This window comes from Pseudomonas sp. NBB (genome assembly GCF_032701105.1).
Classification (GTDB): Bacteria; Pseudomonadota; Gammaproteobacteria; order Pseudomonadales; family Pseudomonadaceae; genus Aquipseudomonas; species Aquipseudomonas asiatica.
In genome coordinates this window covers 2476551-2495948 of the sequence record NZ_CP103994.1, presented here as the reverse complement: position 1 = coordinate 2495948, position 19398 = coordinate 2476551, and the positions used below count along the sequence as shown (strand labels likewise).

19 protein-coding genes are annotated in these 19398 nt (G+C 64.2%); 11 read left to right on the top strand and 8 right to left on the bottom strand.

All coding sequences use genetic code 11. The annotated features are described in order from the left end of the window. Positions 1-141: 141 nt before the first annotated feature. Together NY023_RS11585 and pedF are read right to left on the bottom strand one after the other, a co-directional pair. Entirely contained in the window at positions 142-1017 is an 876-nt protein-coding gene (locus NY023_RS11585; protein ID WP_015270051.1) for a substrate-binding periplasmic protein, read from the bottom strand. A 5-nt stretch (positions 1018-1022) separates the two neighbouring features. Then, a complete protein-coding gene (pedF, locus tag NY023_RS11580; RefSeq protein WP_013972175.1) occupies positions 1023-1484 on the bottom strand; it encodes a cytochrome c-550 PedF in 462 nt (153 codons plus the stop codon). A 254-nt stretch (positions 1485-1738) separates the two neighbouring features. On the opposite strand from pedF, the gene exaA reads away from it, so the two are divergent. Together exaA and NY023_RS11570 are read left to right on the top strand one after the other, a co-directional pair. Continuing rightward, entirely contained in the window at positions 1739-3634 is a 1896-nt protein-coding gene (gene exaA, locus NY023_RS11575) for a quinoprotein ethanol dehydrogenase (protein WP_013972174.1), read from the top strand. Between the two features lie 67 nt (positions 3635-3701). After that, positions 3702-4361: a pentapeptide repeat-containing protein gene (locus NY023_RS11570; RefSeq protein WP_013972173.1), complete on the top strand. Its 660-nt coding sequence runs from the start codon at positions 3702-3704 to the stop codon at positions 4359-4361. Positions 4362-4522: 161 nt separating this feature from the next. On the opposite strand, the gene NY023_RS11565 is transcribed toward NY023_RS11570, so the two are convergent. Together NY023_RS11565 and NY023_RS11560 are read right to left on the bottom strand one after the other, a co-directional pair. Further along, entirely contained in the window at positions 4523-5161 is a 639-nt protein-coding gene (locus NY023_RS11565; protein WP_003257635.1) for a response regulator transcription factor, read from the bottom strand. Then, positions 5161-6435 (bottom strand): histidine kinase, encoded by a 1275-nt coding sequence (locus NY023_RS11560; RefSeq protein ID WP_015270048.1) that lies wholly within the window; start codon positions 6433-6435, stop codon positions 5161-5163. The genes NY023_RS11565 and NY023_RS11560 overlap by 1 nt, the downstream gene beginning before the upstream one ends. A 151-nt stretch (positions 6436-6586) precedes the next feature. Here NY023_RS11560 and NY023_RS11555 point away from each other — a divergent pair, with 151 nt between their 5' ends. From NY023_RS11555 to NY023_RS11530, 6 genes are all read left to right on the top strand, one after another. Beyond that, positions 6587-7780 carry an ABC transporter substrate-binding protein gene (locus NY023_RS11555; protein ID WP_013972170.1) on the top strand — a complete coding sequence of 398 codons (1194 nt, stop codon included), beginning with the start codon at positions 6587-6589 and terminating at the stop codon, positions 7778-7780. 31 nt (positions 7781-7811) lie between these two features. Beyond that, on the top strand, positions 7812-8801 hold the full coding sequence (locus tag NY023_RS11550) for a YVTN family beta-propeller repeat protein (protein WP_013972169.1): 990 nt from the start codon (positions 7812-7814) through the stop codon (positions 8799-8801). Further along, positions 8798-9538, top strand: a complete 741-nt coding sequence (locus NY023_RS11545) for an ABC transporter ATP-binding protein (RefSeq protein WP_013972168.1) — start codon at positions 8798-8800, stop codon at positions 9536-9538. The genes NY023_RS11550 and NY023_RS11545 overlap by 4 nt, the downstream gene beginning before the upstream one ends. Next, positions 9535-10326, top strand: coding sequence for an ABC transporter permease (locus NY023_RS11540; RefSeq protein ID WP_013972167.1), 792 nt, complete (start codon positions 9535-9537; stop codon positions 10324-10326). Before NY023_RS11545 ends, NY023_RS11540 begins: the two co-directional genes overlap by 4 nt. Before the next feature lie 292 nt (positions 10327-10618). Continuing rightward, entirely contained in the window at positions 10619-11179 is a 561-nt protein-coding gene (locus NY023_RS11535; RefSeq protein WP_013972166.1) for a PQQ-dependent catabolism-associated CXXCW motif protein, read from the top strand. Between the two features lie 57 nt (positions 11180-11236). Further along, the gene (locus NY023_RS11530; RefSeq protein ID WP_013972165.1) at positions 11237-11902 is read left to right on the top strand and encodes a response regulator transcription factor; all 666 of its coding nucleotides are present in this window, start codon (positions 11237-11239) and stop codon (positions 11900-11902) included. Positions 11903-11947: 45 nt separating this feature from the next. On the opposite strand, the gene NY023_RS11525 is transcribed toward NY023_RS11530, so the two are convergent. The 4 genes from NY023_RS11525 to NY023_RS11510 all read right to left on the bottom strand — a co-directional run bounded on the left by NY023_RS11525 (position 11948) and on the right by NY023_RS11510 (position 17520). Further along, on the bottom strand, positions 11948-13846 hold the full coding sequence (locus tag NY023_RS11525; RefSeq protein WP_003257629.1) for a NahK/ErcS family hybrid sensor histidine kinase/response regulator: 1899 nt from the start codon (positions 13844-13846) through the stop codon (positions 11948-11950). Further along, positions 13815-14978, bottom strand: coding sequence for a nitric oxide-sensing protein NosP (gene nosP / locus NY023_RS11520; RefSeq protein WP_013972164.1), 1164 nt, complete (start codon positions 14976-14978; stop codon positions 13815-13817). Before nosP ends, NY023_RS11525 begins: the two co-directional genes overlap by 32 nt. Before the next feature lie 252 nt (positions 14979-15230). Continuing rightward, on the bottom strand, positions 15231-16415 hold the full coding sequence (locus NY023_RS11515) for a porin (protein ID WP_003257627.1): 1185 nt from the start codon (positions 16413-16415) through the stop codon (positions 15231-15233). Positions 16416-16632: 217 nt separating this feature from the next. Beyond that, entirely contained in the window at positions 16633-17520 is an 888-nt protein-coding gene (locus tag NY023_RS11510; RefSeq protein ID WP_013972163.1) for a MerR family transcriptional regulator, read from the bottom strand. A 154-nt stretch (positions 17521-17674) separates the two neighbouring features. Here NY023_RS11510 and NY023_RS11505 point away from each other — a divergent pair, with 154 nt between their 5' ends. The 3 genes from NY023_RS11505 to NY023_RS11495 all read left to right on the top strand — a co-directional run bounded on the left by NY023_RS11505 (position 17675) and on the right by NY023_RS11495 (position 19395). Further along, on the top strand, positions 17675-18121 hold the full coding sequence (locus tag NY023_RS11505) for a PAS domain S-box protein (protein WP_013972162.1): 447 nt from the start codon (positions 17675-17677) through the stop codon (positions 18119-18121). 102 nt (positions 18122-18223) lie between these two features. After that, positions 18224-18646 carry a nuclear transport factor 2 family protein gene (locus NY023_RS11500; RefSeq protein WP_013972161.1) on the top strand — a complete coding sequence of 141 codons (423 nt, stop codon included), beginning with the start codon at positions 18224-18226 and terminating at the stop codon, positions 18644-18646. Beyond that, a complete protein-coding gene (locus NY023_RS11495; protein ID WP_013972160.1) occupies positions 18643-19395 on the top strand; it encodes an SDR family NAD(P)-dependent oxidoreductase in 753 nt (250 codons plus the stop codon). Before NY023_RS11500 ends, NY023_RS11495 begins: the two co-directional genes overlap by 4 nt. Positions 19396-19398: the final 3 nt, after the last annotated feature.

The following is a 19398-nucleotide window of genomic DNA, read 5'->3' as shown; positions in this document are numbered from 1 at the left end:
GTGCACGGTCCTTGTGGGAGCGGGTTCACCCGCGAACACCGGCGAGGCCGGTGCCATATACCGCGTCGCATTCTTCGCGGGTGAACCCGCTCCCACAGGGGTATGTGTTGCTTTTACAAACTCACAAGCCTGCGAAGCCTGTTACTGATACATCTCCGGCACCTGGTAACGCAGGCCATAACTGGCATAAATCGCCTTCATCCGCCCATCACGAATCAGCGTCTCAAGCGCTTCCTCCACCGCATAGGCCAGCTGCCGGTTGCTTTCATGCACCGCCATGCCGATCTCCCAGGCCTGCTTGCCAAGGTTCGGGTAGGCGTTTTCCGCCAGGGCCAGCTGCGGGTCGGCGGCTTGATGCAGTTGCCAGTCAACTTCGCCGCGCATCGCCATCACCGCGTCCACCTGGCCGGCCTGCATGGCGCCGAAAGCTTGCTGCACATTGGGGTAGTGATGGGTCCTGGCACTGAGCATGCCGTTGAACACAGAAGTCAGATAGAACGACGGTACGCTGTCCACCTCGACCCCGATCGGGTGCTGCTGGAACACCGCGACACTGGCCACCGAGGGCAGGCGGCGGCGATCATAGGCGACCTGCCAGCGCTCCTCCTGATAAGGGCCGAACATGACCACCTGGGCGTTTTCCAGCTCGCCTACCTCGTTGCGTCGCTGCGCATAGGCATGGTCGTATGGCACCCGCATCATCAGGTCGGCCAGTTGCTGGTGGCGCAACGGGCTGCCGCGCCAGATGTAGTCGCGCAGATCGTCGTCGAGCTTTTCCCCGGGTGGCGCCCAGATCAGCTGCAAGCGCACCCCCAACGCCGTGGCCAGGGCCTGCGCCAGCTCCACGTCGACACCTCGCGGCTGGCCGTGGTCCTCGAAACTGTAGGGCGCAAAGTCCTTGTACACAGCCACCTTCAATTCGCCGGCGGCGATGATCGCGTCGTAGTTGCGCACCTGCGCCTGCGCCGCCGCGCAGCACAGCAGCAAGCCACTGAACAGCACCGCCAACAGACGCATGGCCGTCATTCCTCGACGTGCACGCTGTCCAGGTAGGTGCGCACCGCCCACAGGGCCTCCTGGCTCAGGTAGTCGGCCATTTTCGGCATGTACACCCGGCCGTCGCGGACCGCACCGTGGCGTACCCGCTCGACGAACCACTCATCCCCGGCCTCGCCGGCATCGAGCATGCGCAGATCCGGGGCGATGCCCCCCGACTTGGCCTCCAGGCCATGGCAGGCGGCGCAGTTCTGGTTGTAGGCCGAGGCACCGATCTCCACGGCCTTGTCGTGCTCGGGAGAGCTGCGGTACGGGTTGACCGCTGCCCAGCCATCGCCGTCCAGGGTTACGCCAGCGTCCTTGATCGGGGTCAGGCCCTTGGTTTCCACGGCCTGGGGCACCACATTGCCATGTGCCCAGGCAGTGCCGGTCAGCACTGCACTGGCAAGCAGCCCGGCAGCCAGCAAGACGTTGCGTTTTGTTGTCATTTTTATGCCCTCACGATTGCACGCAAGGCCTCAACCACAGAGGCCGTGTCGCCATCTTAGAAACAGCCCGCAGGCGGCCGAATGCTGCTTTGGTGGCCGCGCCTTACTCCCTTGGTAGTAGGGCTTGTGGCGAAGGGCCAAATGAGGTGCCCCGTGGGAACTATTCCCGGCAAGGGCGGGATTTTTTCCGTATCCCGCAAGGCCCGCCCCGTCCCACCCTGTGCAGGCCAAAACCTCCACTGGGAACTGCAACCATGACAACAAGAACGCTACCCGCCCTTTCCCCTCTGGCCCTGAGCGTGCGGGCCTTGCTGCTGGCCGGTAGCCTGGCCCTGGGCAGCGTGGCCACGGCAGCCACCACCCCTGCGGCACCTGCCAGCAAGAACGTGACGTGGGAAGACATCGCCAACGACCACCTGACCACCCAGGATGTGCTGCAGTACGGCATGGGTACCAACGCCCAGCGCTGGAGCCCATTGGCCCAGGTCAATGACAAGAACGTGTTCAAGCTGACCCCGGCGTGGTCCTATTCCTTCGGCGACGAGAAACAACGCGGCCAGGAATCCCAGGCCATCGTCAGCGACGGTGTGGTCTACGTTACCGGCTCATATTCGCGGGTGTTCGCCCTCGATGCGAAAACCGGCAAACGCCTGTGGACCTACAACCACCGCCTGCCGGACAACATTCGCCCCTGCTGCGATGTGGTCAACCGCGGCGCGGCGATCTACGGCGACAAGATCTACTTCGGCACCCTCGACGCGCGGGTCATCGCCCTCGACAAGCGCACCGGCAAAGTGGTGTGGAACAAGAAGTTCGGCGACCACGCCGCCGGCTACACCATGACCGGTGCCCCGGTGCTGATCAAGGACAAGACCAGCGGCAAGGTACTGCTGATCCACGGCAGCTCCGGCGATGAATTCGGCGTGGTCGGCCAACTGTTCGCCCGCGACCCGGACACCGGTGAAGAGGTGTGGATGCGGCCCTTCGTCGAGGGCCACATGGGCCGCCTGAACGGCAAGGACAGCACGCCGACCGGTGACGTCAAGGCGCCGTCCTGGCCGGACGACCCCACTACCGAAACCGGCAAGGTCGAAGCCTGGAGCCACGGCGGCGGCGCGCCTTGGCAAAGCGCCAGCTTCGACCCCGAGACCAACACCATCATTGTCGGCGCCGGCAACCCTGGCCCCTGGAACACCTGGGCGCGCACCTCGAAGGACGGCAACCCGCATGACTTCGACAGCCTGTATACCTCAGGGCAGGTCGGCGTCGACCCGAGCACCGGTGAAGTGAAGTGGTTCTACCAGCACACGCCCAACGATGCCTGGGATTTCTCCGGCAACAACGAGCTGGTGCTGTTCGACTACAAGGGCAAGGACGGCAAGCTGGTCAAGGCCACCGGCCACGCCGACCGCAACGGCTTCTTCTACGTGGTGGACCGCAGCAACGGCAAACTGCAGAACGCTTTCCCCTTCGTCGACAACATCACCTGGGCCAGCCACATCGACCTCAAGACCGGGCGCCCGGTGGAAAACCCTGGGCAGCGCCCGGCCAAACCGCTGCCGGGAGAAACCAAGGGCAAGCCGGTGGAGGTCTCGCCACCCTTCCTTGGCGGCAAGAACTGGAACCCCATGGCCTACAGCCAGGACACCGGCCTGTTCTACATCCCCGGCAACCAGTGGAAGGAGGAGTACTGGACCGAGGAAGTGAACTACAAGAAGGGCTCGGCCTACCTGGGCATGGGCTTCCGCATCAAGCGCATGTACGACGACCACGTCGGCACCCTGCGCGCCATGGACCCGACCACCGGCAAGCTGGTTTGGGAGCACAAGGAGCACCTGCCGCTGTGGGCCGGCGTGCTGGCGACCAAGGGCAACCTGGTGTTCACCGGCACCGGCGACGGCTTCTTCAAGGCCTTCGACGCCAAGACGGGCAAGGAGCTGTGGAAGTTCCAGACCGGCAGCGGCATCGTCTCGCCGCCGATCACCTGGGAACAGGACGGCGAGCAGTACATCGGCGTGACCGTGGGCTACGGCGGCGCGGTACCGCTGTGGGGCGGCGACATGGCCGAACTGACCAAGCCGGTGGCCCAGGGTGGTTCGTTCTGGGTGTTCAAGATCCCAAGCTGGGACAACAAGACTGCACAGCGTTGACTTGCAGCGGGGAGCGGGCCTGCGCCCCTCCCCGCTTCTGCCTTTCTCCTGCCAAGAGCCTTTCGCCATGAACTACCTGCCACTTGCCTTGTTGATCGTGCTGACGCCTGCCATGGCCGAGAATGCCGACGACGCTGGCAACGATACCCCCCTGACCATCAACGGCTGCGTGATTGCCGAAGCCAGCCAGTGCCCGGGGGCCGACCTGCGGGGCGCCAACCTGGCCAACCAGGACCTGCGCAAGATGAACCTGGCCGGCGCCGACCTGCGCGATGCCGACCTGCGCCATGCCCGGCTGGACCTGGCCAACCTGGAAAAGGCCAACCTGCAAGGCGCCAACCTGACCCGCGCCAGCCTGCAGCAGAGCAACCTGCGCCTGGCCGACCTGAGCCAAAGCCGGCTCGTTGCGATTCAGGGCTGGGGCCTGTTTGCCCAGGGTGCGCAATTTGCCAAGGCCGACCTCAGCGCGGCCTACCTGCAGTTCGCAAGGTTGTCAGGGGCGAAGATGCAGCAGGCCAACCTGCGCGCGGCGGACCTGGAAATGGCCTGGCTGAGCAAGGCTGATCTGCAAGGGGCCGACCTTGGCGATGCCAACCTGCAGGAGGCCAAGTTTGGCCAGAGCAACCTGGCCCGCGCCGACTTGCGCGGGGCGCGGCAGCATTACGGGAATTTTCAAGAGGCCAACATGGAGGGGTGCAAGGGGTGCCCCGAGACCTGGGACAATTGAGCAAAGCGTGCTTGGGCACATTGTTCCCCTGTGGGAGCGGGTTCACCCGCGAACACCGGCGAAGCCGGTGCCATATACCGAGCCGCCTCATTCGCGGGTGAACCCGCTCCCACAGAGTCACTGCTAAATCCATCAGTCATATGTTGGCCTTCAAAGAAACCTCACCCCGCCACCCGCACCACCCCCAGATCAATCCCCAGATGCACCAGCTCCGCATGGGAGCTGACCTGCAACTTGCTCTTGAGCAAGGTCAGGTGGTTGGACACGGTCTTGGCACTGATGCACAACTGCTCGGCAATCCCTCGCACCGGGGTGCCCTTGGCCAGCATCACGAAGATTTCCAGCTCACGCTGGGTCATGCGCTGCAGGCGCGGGTCGCTGGCATTCTGCTGTGACGTGCAGGCCAACTGGGTGGCCAAGGGCTGTTCGATATAGGCATGCCCGGCCAACACCCGCTGCACCGCCTCGATCAGCACTTCGGGCGCCGAGTTCTTGGTCAGGTATCCTGAGGCACCAGCATCCAGCGCCTGGCGCACCAGCGGCAGTTCGTCATGCATGCTGAAGAACAGCACCCGCAACTGCGGCAGGCGCTGACGCAGGCGCCGGGTGGTTTCCAGCCCGCTGATGCCTGGCAGGCCAAAGTCCATGATCACCAGGTTGGGCACCTGTTCCTGAACCCGCGCCAGCGCCTCTTCGCCACTGGCAGCCTCACGCACCTGTACCTTCGGCAGCACCGCTCGCAGCAGGCTGGCATAGCCCTGGCGGACCACGGCGTGGTCATCGACCAACACGATATTCATCACACCTCCATGGGAATGTTCAGGGCCAGCGCCCAGCCGGCACCCGGTCGGCTGAGGATGCGCAGTTCACCGCCCAGGCTGCGGGCGCGCTCGGCCATCGAGTGCAGGCCTACCCCGGGGCGCTGGGGCTGGCTGGCACCGCAACCGTTGTCGCGAACCAGCAGGCGCAAGCCCTTGGCGCTGCGTTGCAGGCGCACCCGCACCTGGCTTGCGCCGGCGTGACGGGCGACGTTGGTCAACGCCTCCTGCAGCAAACGATACAAATGCGTGCGACTCGGCCCGGGTAGTGCCGGCAAATGCTCGCCTACCCGCAGGCGGCAATCGATACCCTGGCTGGCCTGCCATTGGCTCACCAGCAGGCCGAAGGCTTCGGCCAGCGGCATGTGCTGCAACGCCAGCGGGTACAGGTCATGTACCAGGGCGCGGAAACCTTGCTGCAGGCGTTCACAATCGAGCTCCAGGGTGCGTGTCGTCTGCGCCACCGCGGTTGGCTGGTCGGCGACCATGCGCAGCAGGCAGAGCTGGGCCCGAATACCCGCCAGGTATTGCCCGAGGTCGTCGTGCAGGGTCTGCGCCAACTGGGTGCGTTCCTGCTCCTGCACCGCCAGCAGGGCCTGGGTAAGTTGGGTATTGTCGCAGCGGGCCTGCTCCAGAGACGCGGTCATGCGGTTGAAGTGCTCCGCCAATTGGCGCGCCTCCGGCAGGCCGGCCTCGCGCAGGCGTGCGGTCAATTGCCCACCCGAGACCTGGCGCAAGGCCTGCAGCAGATCGTCCAGCAAGCCCATGCCCCGCCGCACCGCCCAACGGATGGTCAACAAGCTCAGCAGCAACGCAAGGCCGCACAAGACCAACAACTGCTGCAGGGAGTCACGCACCTCGTCGATTTCATCTCGTGCATCCACGGCGATCATTACCCGGCGACCATCCCCCAGCTCCAGCAGCCGGCTGCTGTCGTGGCGCTGCCCAAGCAGTTGGCGGCCCAACCAGGCATCCAGGCCGGTTGCTTGCGGCAGCCGCGCAGGTTCATCCGCCGCCAGCCAGTGCACCCGCACATGGCGCAGGCTTTGCGTCAGCCGTGGTTGCAGGCTCTGCGGGTCGCGCTCGGCAGTGTCGCCGAGGTATGCCACCACGGCTTGCGCCGACTGCAGCTCCCGCTCCACGTCAGCCACCGCCTGGCGCAACAGCACCACGGCACAGGCCAGCGTCAACATCGCGAAGCAACAAGTGACCCAGAGGTTGATCCGCCACAGGGCCGAAAGGTTGACAAGGCGCATGGGCAGTTCTCCTCGGGGTTGCTGCGGCCATCGTAAAACCCGCGCCCATGTGGTGAATTACTACCTTGGTACCGGGCGAGCGCTACTTTCTGCATATTCCCCCCTCCCGGCGCGCTTCCTATGCTGGCGCCATCTGCCGTGGAGTTGCCTTATGCGCCTGCCTGCCCACCTTGCCATGACCTGCCTGCTGGCCCTGGCCGCGACGTTTTCTGCAAGCCCGGCACCCGCCGCGCAGGCCCCGGGCGGGGAACCGTTGCAAGTGCGCATCGGCTATCTCGGCTATCGCCCCGCTCCCGGCCCGCTGCTGTCCAACATCATTCCCGAACCCACCGATGCCGGGCTGCAGGGCGCCGAACTGGCGATTGTCGACAGCAACAGCAGCGGGCGTTTTCTCAAACAGGAATTCCACCTGGCCAATGCCACGGTCGAAAGCCCCGAAGCCCTGCTGCAGGCTGCCAAGGCCCAGCATGACCAGGGCCTGCGGCTGTTCGTGGTAAATGCCCCCGCCGCCAGCCTGCGCGCGCTATCTGCCGCCCTGCCCGACAGCCTGCTGTTCAACGCCGGCAGCCCGGACGACAGCCTGCGCAGCAGCCAGTGCCTGGGCAATGTGCTGCACAGCCTGCCCAGCCGCGCCATGCTGGCCGATGCCCTGGCGCAGTTCCTGGTAATGCGCAAATGGCAACGGGCGCTGTTGGTCGTCGGCCAGACCGACGATGACCGGGCCTATGCGGCGGCCCTGCGCCGCGCCATGAAGCGCTTCGGCATGCAGCTGGTCGCGGAGAAAGCCTGGACATTCGACAACGACCAGCGCCGCAGCGCCCAGGCCGACATGCCGCTGTTCACCCAAACCGCCGAGTACGACGTGGTGCTGGTGGCCGACGAACGCGGCGACTTCGGCGAGTACCTGCCCTACCAGACCTGGTATCCGCGGCCGGTAGCCGGCACCCAGGGCCTGACCCCCACCGGCTGGCACAAGACCGTTGAAACCTTCGGCGCGGCGCAGTTGCAAAAGCGCTTCGAAGCCCAGGCCGGGCGCTGGATGAACGACCGCGACTTCGCCGCCTGGATGGCCGTGCGCAGCGTCGCCAGCGCAGTGAGCAAACTGCGCCAGGCCGAGCCCCGCGCCCTGCAGCAACTGCTGCTCAGCGAGCAGTTGCCGCTGGACGGCTTCAAGGGCCGCAAGCTCAGCTACCGCCCGTGGAACGGCGAGCTGCGCCAGCCGATCCCGCTGGTGCAGCCGCGGGCCCTGGTCAGTACCTCACCGCAGGAGGGCTTCCTGCACCCGTTCAACGAAATGGACAGCCTGGGCTACGACAGGCCCGAAGTGACCTGCGGCTACCCCTGACCCGATAACCACAACAAAAAAGGATTTCGCCATGCGTCGCTCCCCTTTTCACCGGGCACTGCTTTACCCCAGCCTGCTGTCCGGCGCCCTGGCCCTTGCCAGCGGGCACGCCGTGGCCGCCACCGCCTGGGTATCGAACGAGAAGGACAACAGCCTCAGCCTGATCGACATGCAGACCCTGCAAGTCACCGAGACCCTGCCAGTGGGCCAGCGCCCGCGCGGCCTGCTGCTGTCCCACGACAACACGCTGCTGTACATCTGCGCCAGCGATTCGGACCGGGTGCAAGTGATGGATGTGGCTACCCGCAAGATCATCAAGGAACTGCCCTCCGGCAAGGACCCCGAGCAGTTCGCCCTGCACCCCAACGACCGCTGGTTGTACGTGTCCAACGAGGACGACGCGCTGGTGACGGTAATCGATACCCAGACCGACAAGGTGCTCGGGCAAATCGACGTCGGCATCGAGCCCGAAGGCATGGCGGTGAGCCCGGATGGCAAATGGGCGGTCAACACCAGCGAAACCACCAACATGCTGCACTGGATCGACACCAGCACCCAGACACTGGCGGACAGCACCCCGGTGGACCAGCGGCCGCGCTTCGTCGAGTTCAGCCAGGACGGCTCGCGGCTGTGGGCCTCGGCAGAAATCGGCGGCACGGTGACCATCCTCGACGTGGCCAGCCGCCAGGTGCTGAAAACCCTGAACTTCCAGATCAAGGGCGTGCACCCGGACAAGGTCCAGCCGGTAGGCATCAAGCTCAGCGCCGATGGCAAGTACGCGTTCGTCGCCCTGGGCCCGGCCAACCATGTGGCGGTGGTCGATGCCAAGACCTACGAAGTACTCGACTACCTGCTGGTGGGCCGGCGGGTCTGGCAATTGGCGTTCACCCCGGACCAGAGCCATTTGCTGGCCACCAACGGGGTCAGTGGCGACGTTTCGGTGATCGATGCAAAAAACCTCAAGGTGCTCAAGTCGGTGAAGGTCGGCCGCTACCCCTGGGGCGTGGTGGTGACGCCATGAATACACTCGAAGTCAGTGACGTGAGCTTTGCCTACGGCCAGCGCGAGGCGCTCAGGCAAGTCGGCTTCAGCCTGGCACCCGGGCGCTTTGCCGCCTTGCTGGGCCCCAATGGCGCCGGCAAGTCGACCTTGATCGCCCTGCTCACCCGCTTGTACGACCTGCAGCATGGCGACATCCGCGTGTGCGGCTGCTCGCTGCGCAACGCCACACGCCCGGCCTTGCGCCAGCTGGGCGTGGTGTTCCAGCAAAGCACCCTCGACCTGGACCTGAGCGTGGAGCAGAACCTGCGCTACCACGCCTCGCTGCACGGCCTGTCGCGGCGCCAGGGCAATGTTCGGGTCGATGCCGAGTTGGCCCGCCAGGGCCTCGATGAGCGGCGGCGCGAACCGGTCCGGGCGCTGAACATCGGCCATCGGCGCCGGGTGGAGATTGCCCGCGCGCTGCTGCATGAGCCGCGTTTGCTGTTGCTCGACGAGGCCAGCGTCGGCCTCGACCCGGCCAGCCGCCTGGCGCTCAACCAGCACCTGCGGCTGCTGTGCCGCGAGCAGCGCCTCAGTGTGCTGTGGACCACCCATCTGCTGGACGAAGTGCAGCCCAGCGATGACCTGCTGATCCTGCATCAAGGGCGCCTGGTGGCCAGCGGCACGGCCGATGCCCTGAGCCTGGAGCACGGCGGTGACCTCGACCATGCCTTTGCCCGCCTGACCAGCGCCCCCACAGGAGCCAATGCCCGATGAACGCTTACTGGCAGTGCTTCAACGGCATTCTCCTGCGCGAATGCCTGCGTTTCGTCCTGCAACGCACCCGTTTTCTCAGCGCCCTGGTGCGCCCGCTGCTGTGGCTGCTGGTGTTCGCCGCCGGCTTTCGCGCGGCCCTGGGCATTGCGATCATCGAGCCCTACGACACCTACATCCCCTACGAGGTGTACATCATTCCGGGCCTTGCCTGCATGATCCTGCTGTTCAACGGCATGCAGGGCTCGCTGTCGATGGTCTATGACCGGGAGATGGGCAGCATGCGCGTGTTGCTGACCAGCCCGTTGCCGCGGCCCTTCCTGCTCGGCAGCAAGCTGCTGGCGACCTCGTTGATCTCCCTGCTGCAGGTGTACGCCTTCCTTGCCATCGCCTGGTTGTATGGTGTGCAGCCACCGGCTGCGGGCCTGTTGCTGGCGCTGCCAGCGTTGTTGCTGGTGGCGCTGATGCTCAGCGCCCTGGGCCTGTTGCTATCGAATGCGATTCGTCAGCTGGAGAACTTTGCCGGGGTGATGAACTTCGTGATATTCCCGCTGTTCTTCCTGTCCTCGGCGCTGTACCCGTTGTGGAAGATGCGCGAGGCCAGCCAGTGGCTGTACTGGCTGTGTGCAGTGAACCCGTTCACCCATGCCGTGGAGCTGGTGCGCTTTGCCTTGTATGAGCGCTTCAACCCGCTGGCGCTGGCGGTATGCCTGGGGCTGACCGTGCTGTTCACCCTGCTGGCGATCCTCACCTTCAACCCCCAGCATGCGGCGCTGCGCAAGCCGCGCTGAGCGGCAGCTGTCTCCCATCGGACCTTTCGCCGAACCCGTTGAAGGAACACGGTCCGTGTGGGAGCGGGTTCACCCGCGAAGAAGGCGACGCGGTGCATGGCACCGGCTACGCCGGTGTTCGCGGGTAAACCCGCTCCTACAGGGATCGCGCCTGCATTCAGATATTGGGCAGGATCAGGCCAGAGGCGCCCGGCTTTCTACTACTTTGGTACTGCCTTTGCTGTCTGATCGTCGCATTCACAATGCACCGCCACTGGCATGTAATGGGCCTATAACAAAAAGGACAACCCCCATGCCACGTGCCCTGCCCCGGCTGCCACGCCCATTGCTGGCGGCGCTTTCCCTGAGCCTGACGCTAGGCGCTGCCCAGGCGGATACCACGCCGCTATTCTCTGCCGACGGCTACCGCACCACCCTCTACCGCAGCCCGACCCCACAGCAGGTCGAGGGCGGCCAGGTCATCGACACCGCCATGCTGCAAGACCTGCTGGGGCACACCCCCACGCCGGTGCTGATCGACGTCTATCGCCGCCAATGGCTGCAAGGCCGCTTCATCGAAGATGAACCCCACGCCAACATCCCCGGCAGCCGCTGGCTGGCCAACACCGGCGACGGCGAGCTGAGCCCGGCGTGGCACGATTACTTCGTGCGCAACCTGCAACAAGCCACCGCCGGGCGCACGGAGCAACCGCTGGTCTTTTACTGTCGCTCCGATTGCTGGTTAAGCTGGAACGCGGTAAAACGCGCGAAAGCCCTGGGCTATAAGAATCTGTATTGGTACCGCGATGGCCTGGACGCCTGGCAACAGGCCAACCTGCCGCTGCAGCCAGCGCAGCCGGAACCCTTCCCCTGAATTCATCGCCTGCAAACGCGTGCCCGCTCCATCCAATAAAAACGAGGTGAAAAGGCCATGTACAAAATTCTGATTGCCGACGATCACCCCCTGTTTCGCGAAGCCATCCACAACGTTATCAGCGATGGCTTCCAGGGCAGCGAAGTCATGGAAACTGCCGACCTGGACAGCGCCCTGGCGCTGACCCACGAACATGACGACCTCGACCTGATCCTGCTCGACCTGAACATGCCCGGCATGCATGGCCTCAATGGCCTGATCACCCTGCGCAACGAGGCACCGACCACGCCGGTGGTGATCGTCTCGGCCGAGCAGGAAAAGCAGATCGTGCTGCAGGCCATCACTTATGGCGCGGTGGGCTTCATCACCAAGTCCTCGCCACGTTCACAGATGATCGAAGCGATCGAGCAGATCCTCAACGGCAATGTCTACCTGCCGCCCGACATCATCCGAGCCCAGAAAAGCAGCACCAGCCGGCGCCTGAACGATGCCCCGAGCTTCCCGCCGGAGATGCTCCAGGCCCTGACCCGCAAGCAGCTGCTGGTGCTCGAGCGCATGACCAAGGGCGAGTCGAACAAACAGATCGCCTACACCCTGGATATCGCCGAGACCACGGTCAAGGCCCACGTTTCGGCGATCCTGCGCAAGCTCAACGTACACAACCGGGTACAGGCCATCCTCAGTGCCGGTGATATCGATTTCGGTGATTACCTGCGGCGTTGACCTATTCCGGCCTCTTCGCGGGCTTGCCCGCGAAGAGGCCGGCGGCTATGCCACACTGCTGCCCAGCAAATGGCTCATCGCCGCCTTAAGCTTCATCGGCCGCACCGGCTTGTGCATCAGGGTGTGGCCCTGCTCGCGGATCTGTTGCTTGAGCTCGTTGCTGTAGTTGGCGGTGATCATCATCGCCGGCAAGGGCTGGGTACGGCGGGCATTGATCCGCGCCACGGCGTCGACGCCATTGCAGTCGTTGTCCAGGTGGTAGTCGGCGATCAGCAGGTCGGCCTCGGCATGGTAGTTGTCCACCTGGCGCGCAAGGTCTTCCTCCGACAGCGCGGTGACCACCCGGCAGCCCCACCCCTCCAGCAGGGTACGCATGCCGGCGCAAATCGCCGCATCGTTATCCAGTACCCACACCCGCGCCCCGCGCAGGCGTTCGAGCATCGGCTCGCTGATTGCCTGGCTCGGCTGGGCCTTGGGCGCGGTGGTGCTCAGCGGCACTTCGACAGCGAACACCGAGCCTTTGCCAAGCCATGACCGCACCCGAATCCGGTGGCCAAGAATGCCGGCGATCTTTTCCACGATCGCCAGGCCCAGACCCAACCCTCGGTCCTGGTCCGGGCGCTGCACATCGCCGCGCCTGAACTCCTGGAACATTTCTTCCAGGTGCTCTTCGGCGATACCGATCCCGCTGTCCCATACTTCGATCCGCAAGCCGCCACGCTGGCGCCGGCAGCCCAGCACCACGCGCCCACTGCGGGTATAGCGAATGGCATTGCTGAGCAGGTTGCGCAGGATCCGCGCCAGCAGCTGGATGTCACTGCGCACCACGGCGGAACAGCCCACGAAATGCAGTTCAAGCCCTTCGCTGCGCGCCACCTGGGCGTATTCGGCAGCGAGGTTGTCCATCAGTTCGCGCAGGGCGAACGGGGCGACATCGGCCTTGATCACGCCAGCATCGAGCTTGGAAATATCCACCAGGGTACCTAGCAGGTTCTCCACATCCTCCAGCGAGTTGCTGACATTACGCACCAAATGGGCACTGTTGTGCGGCTCGCGGTGTTCGAGCAAGGCGCTGGTGAACAGCCGTGCCGCGTTCAGTGGCTGCAGCAGGTCATGGCTGACGGCGGCAAGGAACTTGGTTTTCGACAGGTTGGCCTGCTCGGCCTCGCGCTTGGCCTCGCGCAGGCGCGATTCCACCCGGCTGCGCTCCTCGATTTCGCGCAGCAGCTGCTCGTTGAGGCTGGTCAGCTCGGCCGTGCGCTCGCGTACCCGTTGCTCCAGGTGCTGATATGCCTGGTGCAGCGCCTGTGCGGTATTGCGTCGCTCGGTGATGTCGCGGATCAACACGAAGATGCCCACCACTTCGCCATTGGCCAGGCGGTTCGGCACATAGGAGCGCAGCATGTAGCGTTCCTGGCCGTTGATGTTGGTTTCGGCAAACTCGAAGGTTACGCTCTCCCCCGCCAGCGCCCGCGCCACGTAGGCCTCCAGGCGCTGGTAATGCTGCTCGCTGTGGGCTTCGCGCAGGCTCTGGCCCAGCATCACGCCGCGAGGCCAGCAATACCATTCTTCATAGACCTTGTTGGTGAATTCGTAGACCAGGTCGGCATTCAGGTAAGCGATCAGCGCCGGTACATGGTCGGTGATCAGGCGAATCTGGTGCTGGTGTGCCGTCTCGGCCCGCTGCCGGGCCTCGCTGAGCAGGTGGTTGACGGCCTTGAGCTCGGCCATGGCCTGGTTCAGCGCTTCGGTGCGTTCGCGCACCTGCTCGGCCAGCACCACCGAATGCTGGAACGCGGCATAAGGGTCATTGCCACGCGTGACGCCGGACTCGATACGCTCGATCAGGGCGCCGTTGATACGCTGCAGCTTGTGGTTCTGGTGCTGCAGCCGGGCGACCTCGGCCTGCAGTTCAGCGACCGACAGGAGGCCGGTTGCGGGCAATGGCGACTCCGGTGAAGGTCTGGTTGATGTGCATGCCATCGAACTGTTCTCCGTAGGTGTTGAAGCCGATCACCCGCTGCTCGCGCAGGAACGCACCGACCGCTTCCAGCCCGTCCCGGGCTTCCAGCTCCAGCCGCCGCAGGAAGCAATCGCAACCGATGGTCAGCAGCAGCGGGCCGAGGCGCTGCTGCAAGCCGTCGAACAACTGGTGCAGGTTTGGCAACAGCGGGCCCGGGGTCATGGCGGTAAGCACGATGCCGTTTTCCACAGCGCAGTAGAAACTCAGGCTCAGGTCCGGGTGCACCTGCTGTATCGCCCGCACGTAATACTGGTCGTGGATGCGCACGGCCAGCGGATGGGCAGCGAACACACGATGATCGAGCTCGGCCACCGGCACGCCGATGTGCCGGGCGTATTCCTCGGCAGCTGGCTCGGCATTCAGTTCGAAGACCCGGCGCTGGGCACTGTCGGCGCCGGTGACCACCAGCTTTTCCTGGCGCGGCAGGATGTGGTGGGTGGTGAACACTTCGAAGTCGAGCCAGGTATTGACCAGCACCACCACCGCCGCGCCGTGGTGGAACGCGCCGCCGAAATACACATGGGTGCGGGTCAGGTAGTTGTCGTCGCCGGCCGAGCCGCCGAAATGCGGGATGTCGCCCAGGGCCGCACTGAGGGCGGCAAGCACCATTTCCTCGCGGCTGGACAAGCCGTCGAGCAGGGTCAGGGCAAAGCTGTGGCCCTTGATCGGCGCCAGGTTATTGCTGCGGCAGGTGCCGACCAGGCGCTCGACCATCTGCTGGGCGTCGATCAGGCTGAAGCGCTCCATTTCGTCGATCAGCTCGGTAGCGATGGAAAAGTGCCGATGATCGAACCCCACTGCCGTTATGCAGTTGCGACCATAGCCCTGCGGGGTGATTTCCCCGGCGCTGGTGCAACCGACCAGGCGGATGCCGCCAAAGCCCTGCTCCAGGGCTTCGCCCAGGGCCTGCAGGTCGTATTCGGCGGAGCAGAAGAACAGCACGAAGCCCAGGTGCGGGTGCAGCAACTGCGCCGCCAGCTCCTGGGCTGCCTGCCGGGCATCGGTTGCCTGGGACATGGCGCTGACCACACCGTCGTTGTGAGCCTGCTGCATCGTGGTCTCCGGCGCGGGGTGGCTGAGTGATGAGTGTACGAAGGCGATCATCGAGGACGAATGCTACTTGGGTAGCGGGTGGGCGGTTCCATGGTTGTAATAGCTTTTCCTGAAGATTGCCGGGGCCGCTGCGCGGCCCTTTCGCGACGCAAGGCCGCTCCCACATGGGCTTGCGCGGTCGATGTGGGAGCGGCCTTGCGTCGCGAAAGGGCTGCACAGCAGCCCCAGCAGTCTTGAGTCGAGGCCGAGGGCTTACCAGGTCAACACCGCCCCCACCGCAAAGGTATCGGTGTCTTCGTTCTGGTCACTGGTTTCATGGCCGTCGATGGAAAACTGGTTGTACTCGGCAACCAGCTTGAGGTTGTCGTTGACGTCATGGAACAGCGCCACGCCACGGGTTTCATAATCCGCACCACTGCCCACCGCACCGTTGCCATCGTCCTTGGTCTTGCCATACGACAGCGCCACCCGGTTCTTGCCGACCTTGTAGGAGCCCTGCAGCAGGTAGCCGTCGCTGTCGACATTGCGCAAGGTCGGTTCGCCAGCGTTGTTGGTGAAGAACGGGTTGATGCCCTTGGCCTGGAACCCCGAGCCGGTCAGCGACAGCCCCCCCATCTTCGCCTGCACACCGTAGCCGACACCTTTGGAGGTGACCGACTGCACCGCCGGGTCGGTGTTGTCGGAGGTCTGGTAGCTGCCGTTGAGCCAGCTGTAGATCTGCGCCCCACCCAGGTCGAACTGGTAGGTGATCTCGCTTTCGGTACGCGGGTTTTCCTGGTAGGCCTTGCCGGTCGGGCTGCTGTCGTTGGTGTCCACCGGGTCCATGATGCCCACCGCCACCCGCAGGCCGTCCATCACTGGGGTGCGATAGGTGATCTGCGAGGTGGGGAACGGGTACGGGTAGCCGCTACCGATGTTGCCGAACGAGACCCCGCCGCCGTCAACCAGCCCCAGGGTGTCACTGACCTGGCCATAACCGGCCAGCAGTTCGTCGAGCAGGATATTGGAACGGGCGAACAGCCCGAAGTCCTTGCCGATCAGCACCTCACCCCACTCGGGGTTGGCCACGGTGCCGTAGAACTGGCGCACGTCGATGGCGGTGTCGGTACCGTTGGTTTCGCTGTCGTTGATGGTCACCCAGAACGAGGCTCGCGCGCCGAGCTTCAGGTCATCCACCTGCTTGCCCATGTTGAAGCCCAGGTAGTTGGGCAGAAAGCCCATCTTCACCCGTGACTGGCGGCGATCGAACTGCTCGCCCTGCCGATCGACATCGCTGTTGACGTAGAAGGCGTTGATATAGCCGTCGGTGGAAAACGTCGTCTGGTCCTTGTCGTACAGCATGATCTCGGCCTGGGCCAGGCTGCTCAGGCAAAGGGTCGACAGGCTGACGGTAACAGCCGCCAGCAAACGTGGGGACAGATTCTTATTGTTGTACATGGCGCGCTCCGAAACGGGGACGGGATGTCGGAGGCGATTATCAGAAGCTGGCAAACAGCCAGAAACGCTGCCTTGGAGGGGGCTGCCAGATGCTTTGGGCCTGCGCGCGCGGCGTGATGATTCCGGCCCAGGACCGGGTTACGCCCAGAGGCAAGACTTCTGGCGTAACCCACAGGAGCAGGCGAGGATCAGTACGGCAGACTACGGCGGGCCCCTGTCAAAGGTCCAGGGCACCACTGAGCAAGGCGTTCAGCATGGGTGCGACGTCAGCGCGCTGCTCGTCCAGCAGACACAGCGGGAGGCCTTGCCAGGCTGGTTGTAAATCGGCCAATCCCTCGCCAATCAAGGCCAGCGGACAAACGATTGCCATTTGCAGCGAACGCAGCCGCCTGGCCAAGGCAGGGTCCACCGGCACCTGGACCTTGATCACCACTGCCGCGGGCTGCATTGCTGCACACAGCATGGGTATTTCTTCCAGCGGCTGCCCGCAACCGAGCACTTCGATGCGTTGCTGCTCGCTGCTCAACAGCAGCCCGGTGCACAACACCTGCAGTTCGGCTTGCCCCTCGGTGCCTGCCAGCAGCACGCGCGGTGCATCGGCCTGGTTCATCTGCAGGCGCATCAGCAGGCGGGCGCGCAGGAACATGTCCAGAAACAGCCATTGGCTACGCTGGCCCGGCGCAATGCCTGAGGCCAGGCCATGCCAGACTGGCATCAGCACATCACGCAGCACGGTGGCCTTGGGCAGGACGGTGAACAACTGCCCATGGATGCTTTCCAGCGCTTGTGTATCGAATGCCTTGGTTGCACGCTCCACGGCAGCGCGCCAGTCGTCGAACGCCGAGTGCTGCTGCACCGGCGCATCCGGCTGGCCTGCGAGCATGCCGCCTACCTTGCTGATGGGCACCCCATTGCCGGTCCAGCGCAAGATGTCGCGTATGCGCTGGACATCGCGAGCGCTATAAAGGCGATGGCCGCCCTCGGTGCGCTGCGGGCTTATCAACCCATGGCGCCGCTCCCATGCCCGCAAGGTCACCGGATTGATGCCGGTCAGGCTGACCACATCGCGCATGGGTAGCAAATCGGCTGGGGTGGCGTCAGTCATGATGAGGGTTTATCTGGGGGGTGGCACATTCTAAACCCATATGCACCTTCTGCGGCGAGCCTCCTTGGGTCATCATGCAACAAACGGCGCCGAGGCCTTCTGCACGCAGGCCAGGCTACGCACTTCGCATCCTAAATGCCTGTAGGTGGGCCCCATGATCAACGCGAAACTCATGCAACTGATGGTCGAGCATTCCAACGATGGCATCGTCGTCGCAGAGCAGGAGGGCGACGACAGCATCCTTATCTACGCCAACCCCGCCTTCGAGCGCCTGACCGGCTATCGCGCCGAGGACATCCTGTATCAGGACTGCCGTTTTCTGCAGGGCGACGATCATGACCAGGCCGGCCTTGCCAACATCCGCGAGGCGATCCGTGGAGGCCTGCCGTGCTGCCAGGTGCTGCGCAATTACCGCAAGGACGGAAGCTTGTTCTGGAACGAGTTGTCCGTCACGCCGGTGTACAACGAGGCGGACCAGTTGACGTACTACATCGGCATCCAGCGCGATGTCACAGCGCAGATTTTCGCTGAGGAGAAACTACGCGAGCTGGAGGCCGAGGTGGCTGAATTGCGCCGACAACTGGGCCAGGCGGAGCGCTGAACAAAACCTATACAAGATCGTTGACTTGTATAGATTTACGCTTAGACTTCAGATATACCTGTACAACAAGCCATTTCTGTACAGGATTTCCTGGAGTCCAGCATGTCAGCGTATCTGCAGCAATTCGCCGAGCACTTCAGCAGACTCGACGGGGGCAACCTCGGCCCCCTTGAAAAGCTGTACAGCGACGATGTCACCTTTCGCGATCCGTTGCATCAGATCCAGGGGCTGCGGGCTCTGCGAACCTATTTCGCGCAGTTGTACGCCAACGCTCATGACATTCGCTATGCCTTTTCCAGCATCGACGAAGTGATGCCCGGGCAAGGTTACCTGCGCTGGACCCTGCAGTTTCGCCACCCACGCCTGGCCCGCGGTCAGCAGATCAGCTTGCAGGGATGCAGTTACCTGCAATGGCATGACCGGGTCCATTTTCACCAGGACTATTTCGACGCAGCAGCCCTGCTCTACGAACATGTTCCGGTCATGGGCGGTGCGATTCGATGGCTCAAAGGCCGGATGGCATGAGCCGCTGCTGGCTGACAGGCGCAAGCAGCGGTATCGGTGCCGCACTTGCACAATGCCTGCTGGAGCAAGGCCACCAGGTCGCCTTGGGCGCACGGCATGCAGATCGTCTGGCCCCGTTGGCTGAACGTTTTCCCGGGCAGGTGCTGCTGGCCATTGGCGACCTGGACGACCCCGTACAGGTCGCCGGGATCGCAACCCGTATCGAGCAGGCCTGGGGAGCGCTGGACAGGGTGATCCTCAATGCAGGCACCTGCGAGTACCTGGAGCCGGACCATTTCGACCCTGCCTTGGTCGAGCGTGTGGTCCGTACCAATTTCCTTGCTGTCAGCTACTGCCTGGCAGCGGCCCTGCCCTTGCTTCGCGCCGGTCAACGCCCTCATCTGGTGGTCATGGGCAGTTCGGTGACCTGGCTGGCCTTGCCCCGTGCCGGCGCCTATGGCGCGTCCAAGGCAGCCGTGCGTTATCTGGTGGAATCGCAGCGCATCGACCTGGCCCGCGAAGGCATCGCCGTCACCCTCGTCAACCCGGGCTTTGTCGACACGCCATTGACCCGTCGCAACGATTTCCCCATGCCGCAGCTGTGGTCGGCGCAGCGCGCAGCCAGCCATATTGCCAAACGCCTTCCCGAGCGCCCGCTGGAAATCAACTTCCCCCGGCTTTTCATCCTGGTATTGCGCCTGCTTGGCGCACTGCCCGCGCGCCTGCGCCTGGGGCTTGGGCAACGCCTTGCCCGTCATGAACAGGAATGATGA

What these genes read in the sequence shown, in the direction of transcription:
- NY023_RS11540 (WP_013972167.1), top strand. Translation starts at nt 9,535, where the DNA reads ATGAACGCTTACTGGCAGTGCTTCAACGGCATTCTCCTGCGCGAATGC.
- NY023_RS11545 (WP_013972168.1), top strand. Translation starts at nt 8,798, where the DNA reads ATGAATACACTCGAAGTCAGTGACGTGAGCTTTGCCTACGGCCAGCGC.
- NY023_RS11585 (WP_015270051.1), bottom strand. Translation starts at nt 1,017, where the DNA reads ATGCGTCTGTTGGCGGTGCTGTTCAGTGGCTTGCTGCTGTGCTGCGCG.
- NY023_RS11530 (WP_013972165.1), top strand. Translation starts at nt 11,237, where the DNA reads ATGTACAAAATTCTGATTGCCGACGATCACCCCCTGTTTCGCGAAGCC.
- NY023_RS11495 (WP_013972160.1), top strand. Translation starts at nt 18,643, where the DNA reads ATGAGCCGCTGCTGGCTGACAGGCGCAAGCAGCGGTATCGGTGCCGCA.
- NY023_RS11565 (WP_003257635.1), bottom strand. Translation starts at nt 5,161, where the DNA reads ATGAATATCGTGTTGGTCGATGACCACGCCGTGGTCCGCCAGGGCTAT.
- NY023_RS11515 (WP_003257627.1), bottom strand. Translation starts at nt 16,415, where the DNA reads ATGTACAACAATAAGAATCTGTCCCCACGTTTGCTGGCGGCTGTTACC.
- NY023_RS11560 (WP_015270048.1), bottom strand. Translation starts at nt 6,435, where the DNA reads ATGCGCCTTGTCAACCTTTCGGCCCTGTGGCGGATCAACCTCTGGGTC.
- NY023_RS11505 (WP_013972162.1), top strand. Translation starts at nt 17,675, where the DNA reads ATGATCAACGCGAAACTCATGCAACTGATGGTCGAGCATTCCAACGAT.
- NY023_RS11500 (WP_013972161.1), top strand. Translation starts at nt 18,224, where the DNA reads ATGTCAGCGTATCTGCAGCAATTCGCCGAGCACTTCAGCAGACTCGAC.
- nosP (WP_013972164.1), bottom strand. Translation starts at nt 14,978, where the DNA reads ATGCAGCAGGCTCACAACGACGGTGTGGTCAGCGCCATGTCCCAGGCA.
- NY023_RS11555 (WP_013972170.1), top strand. Translation starts at nt 6,587, where the DNA reads ATGCGCCTGCCTGCCCACCTTGCCATGACCTGCCTGCTGGCCCTGGCC.
- pedF (WP_013972175.1), bottom strand. Translation starts at nt 1,484, where the DNA reads ATGACAACAAAACGCAACGTCTTGCTGGCTGCCGGGCTGCTTGCCAGT.
- NY023_RS11535 (WP_013972166.1), top strand. Translation starts at nt 10,619, where the DNA reads ATGCCACGTGCCCTGCCCCGGCTGCCACGCCCATTGCTGGCGGCGCTT.
- exaA (WP_013972174.1), top strand. Translation starts at nt 1,739, where the DNA reads ATGACAACAAGAACGCTACCCGCCCTTTCCCCTCTGGCCCTGAGCGTG.
- NY023_RS11550 (WP_013972169.1), top strand. Translation starts at nt 7,812, where the DNA reads ATGCGTCGCTCCCCTTTTCACCGGGCACTGCTTTACCCCAGCCTGCTG.
- NY023_RS11570 (WP_013972173.1), top strand. Translation starts at nt 3,702, where the DNA reads ATGAACTACCTGCCACTTGCCTTGTTGATCGTGCTGACGCCTGCCATG.
- NY023_RS11510 (WP_013972163.1), bottom strand. Translation starts at nt 17,520, where the DNA reads ATGACTGACGCCACCCCAGCCGATTTGCTACCCATGCGCGATGTGGTC.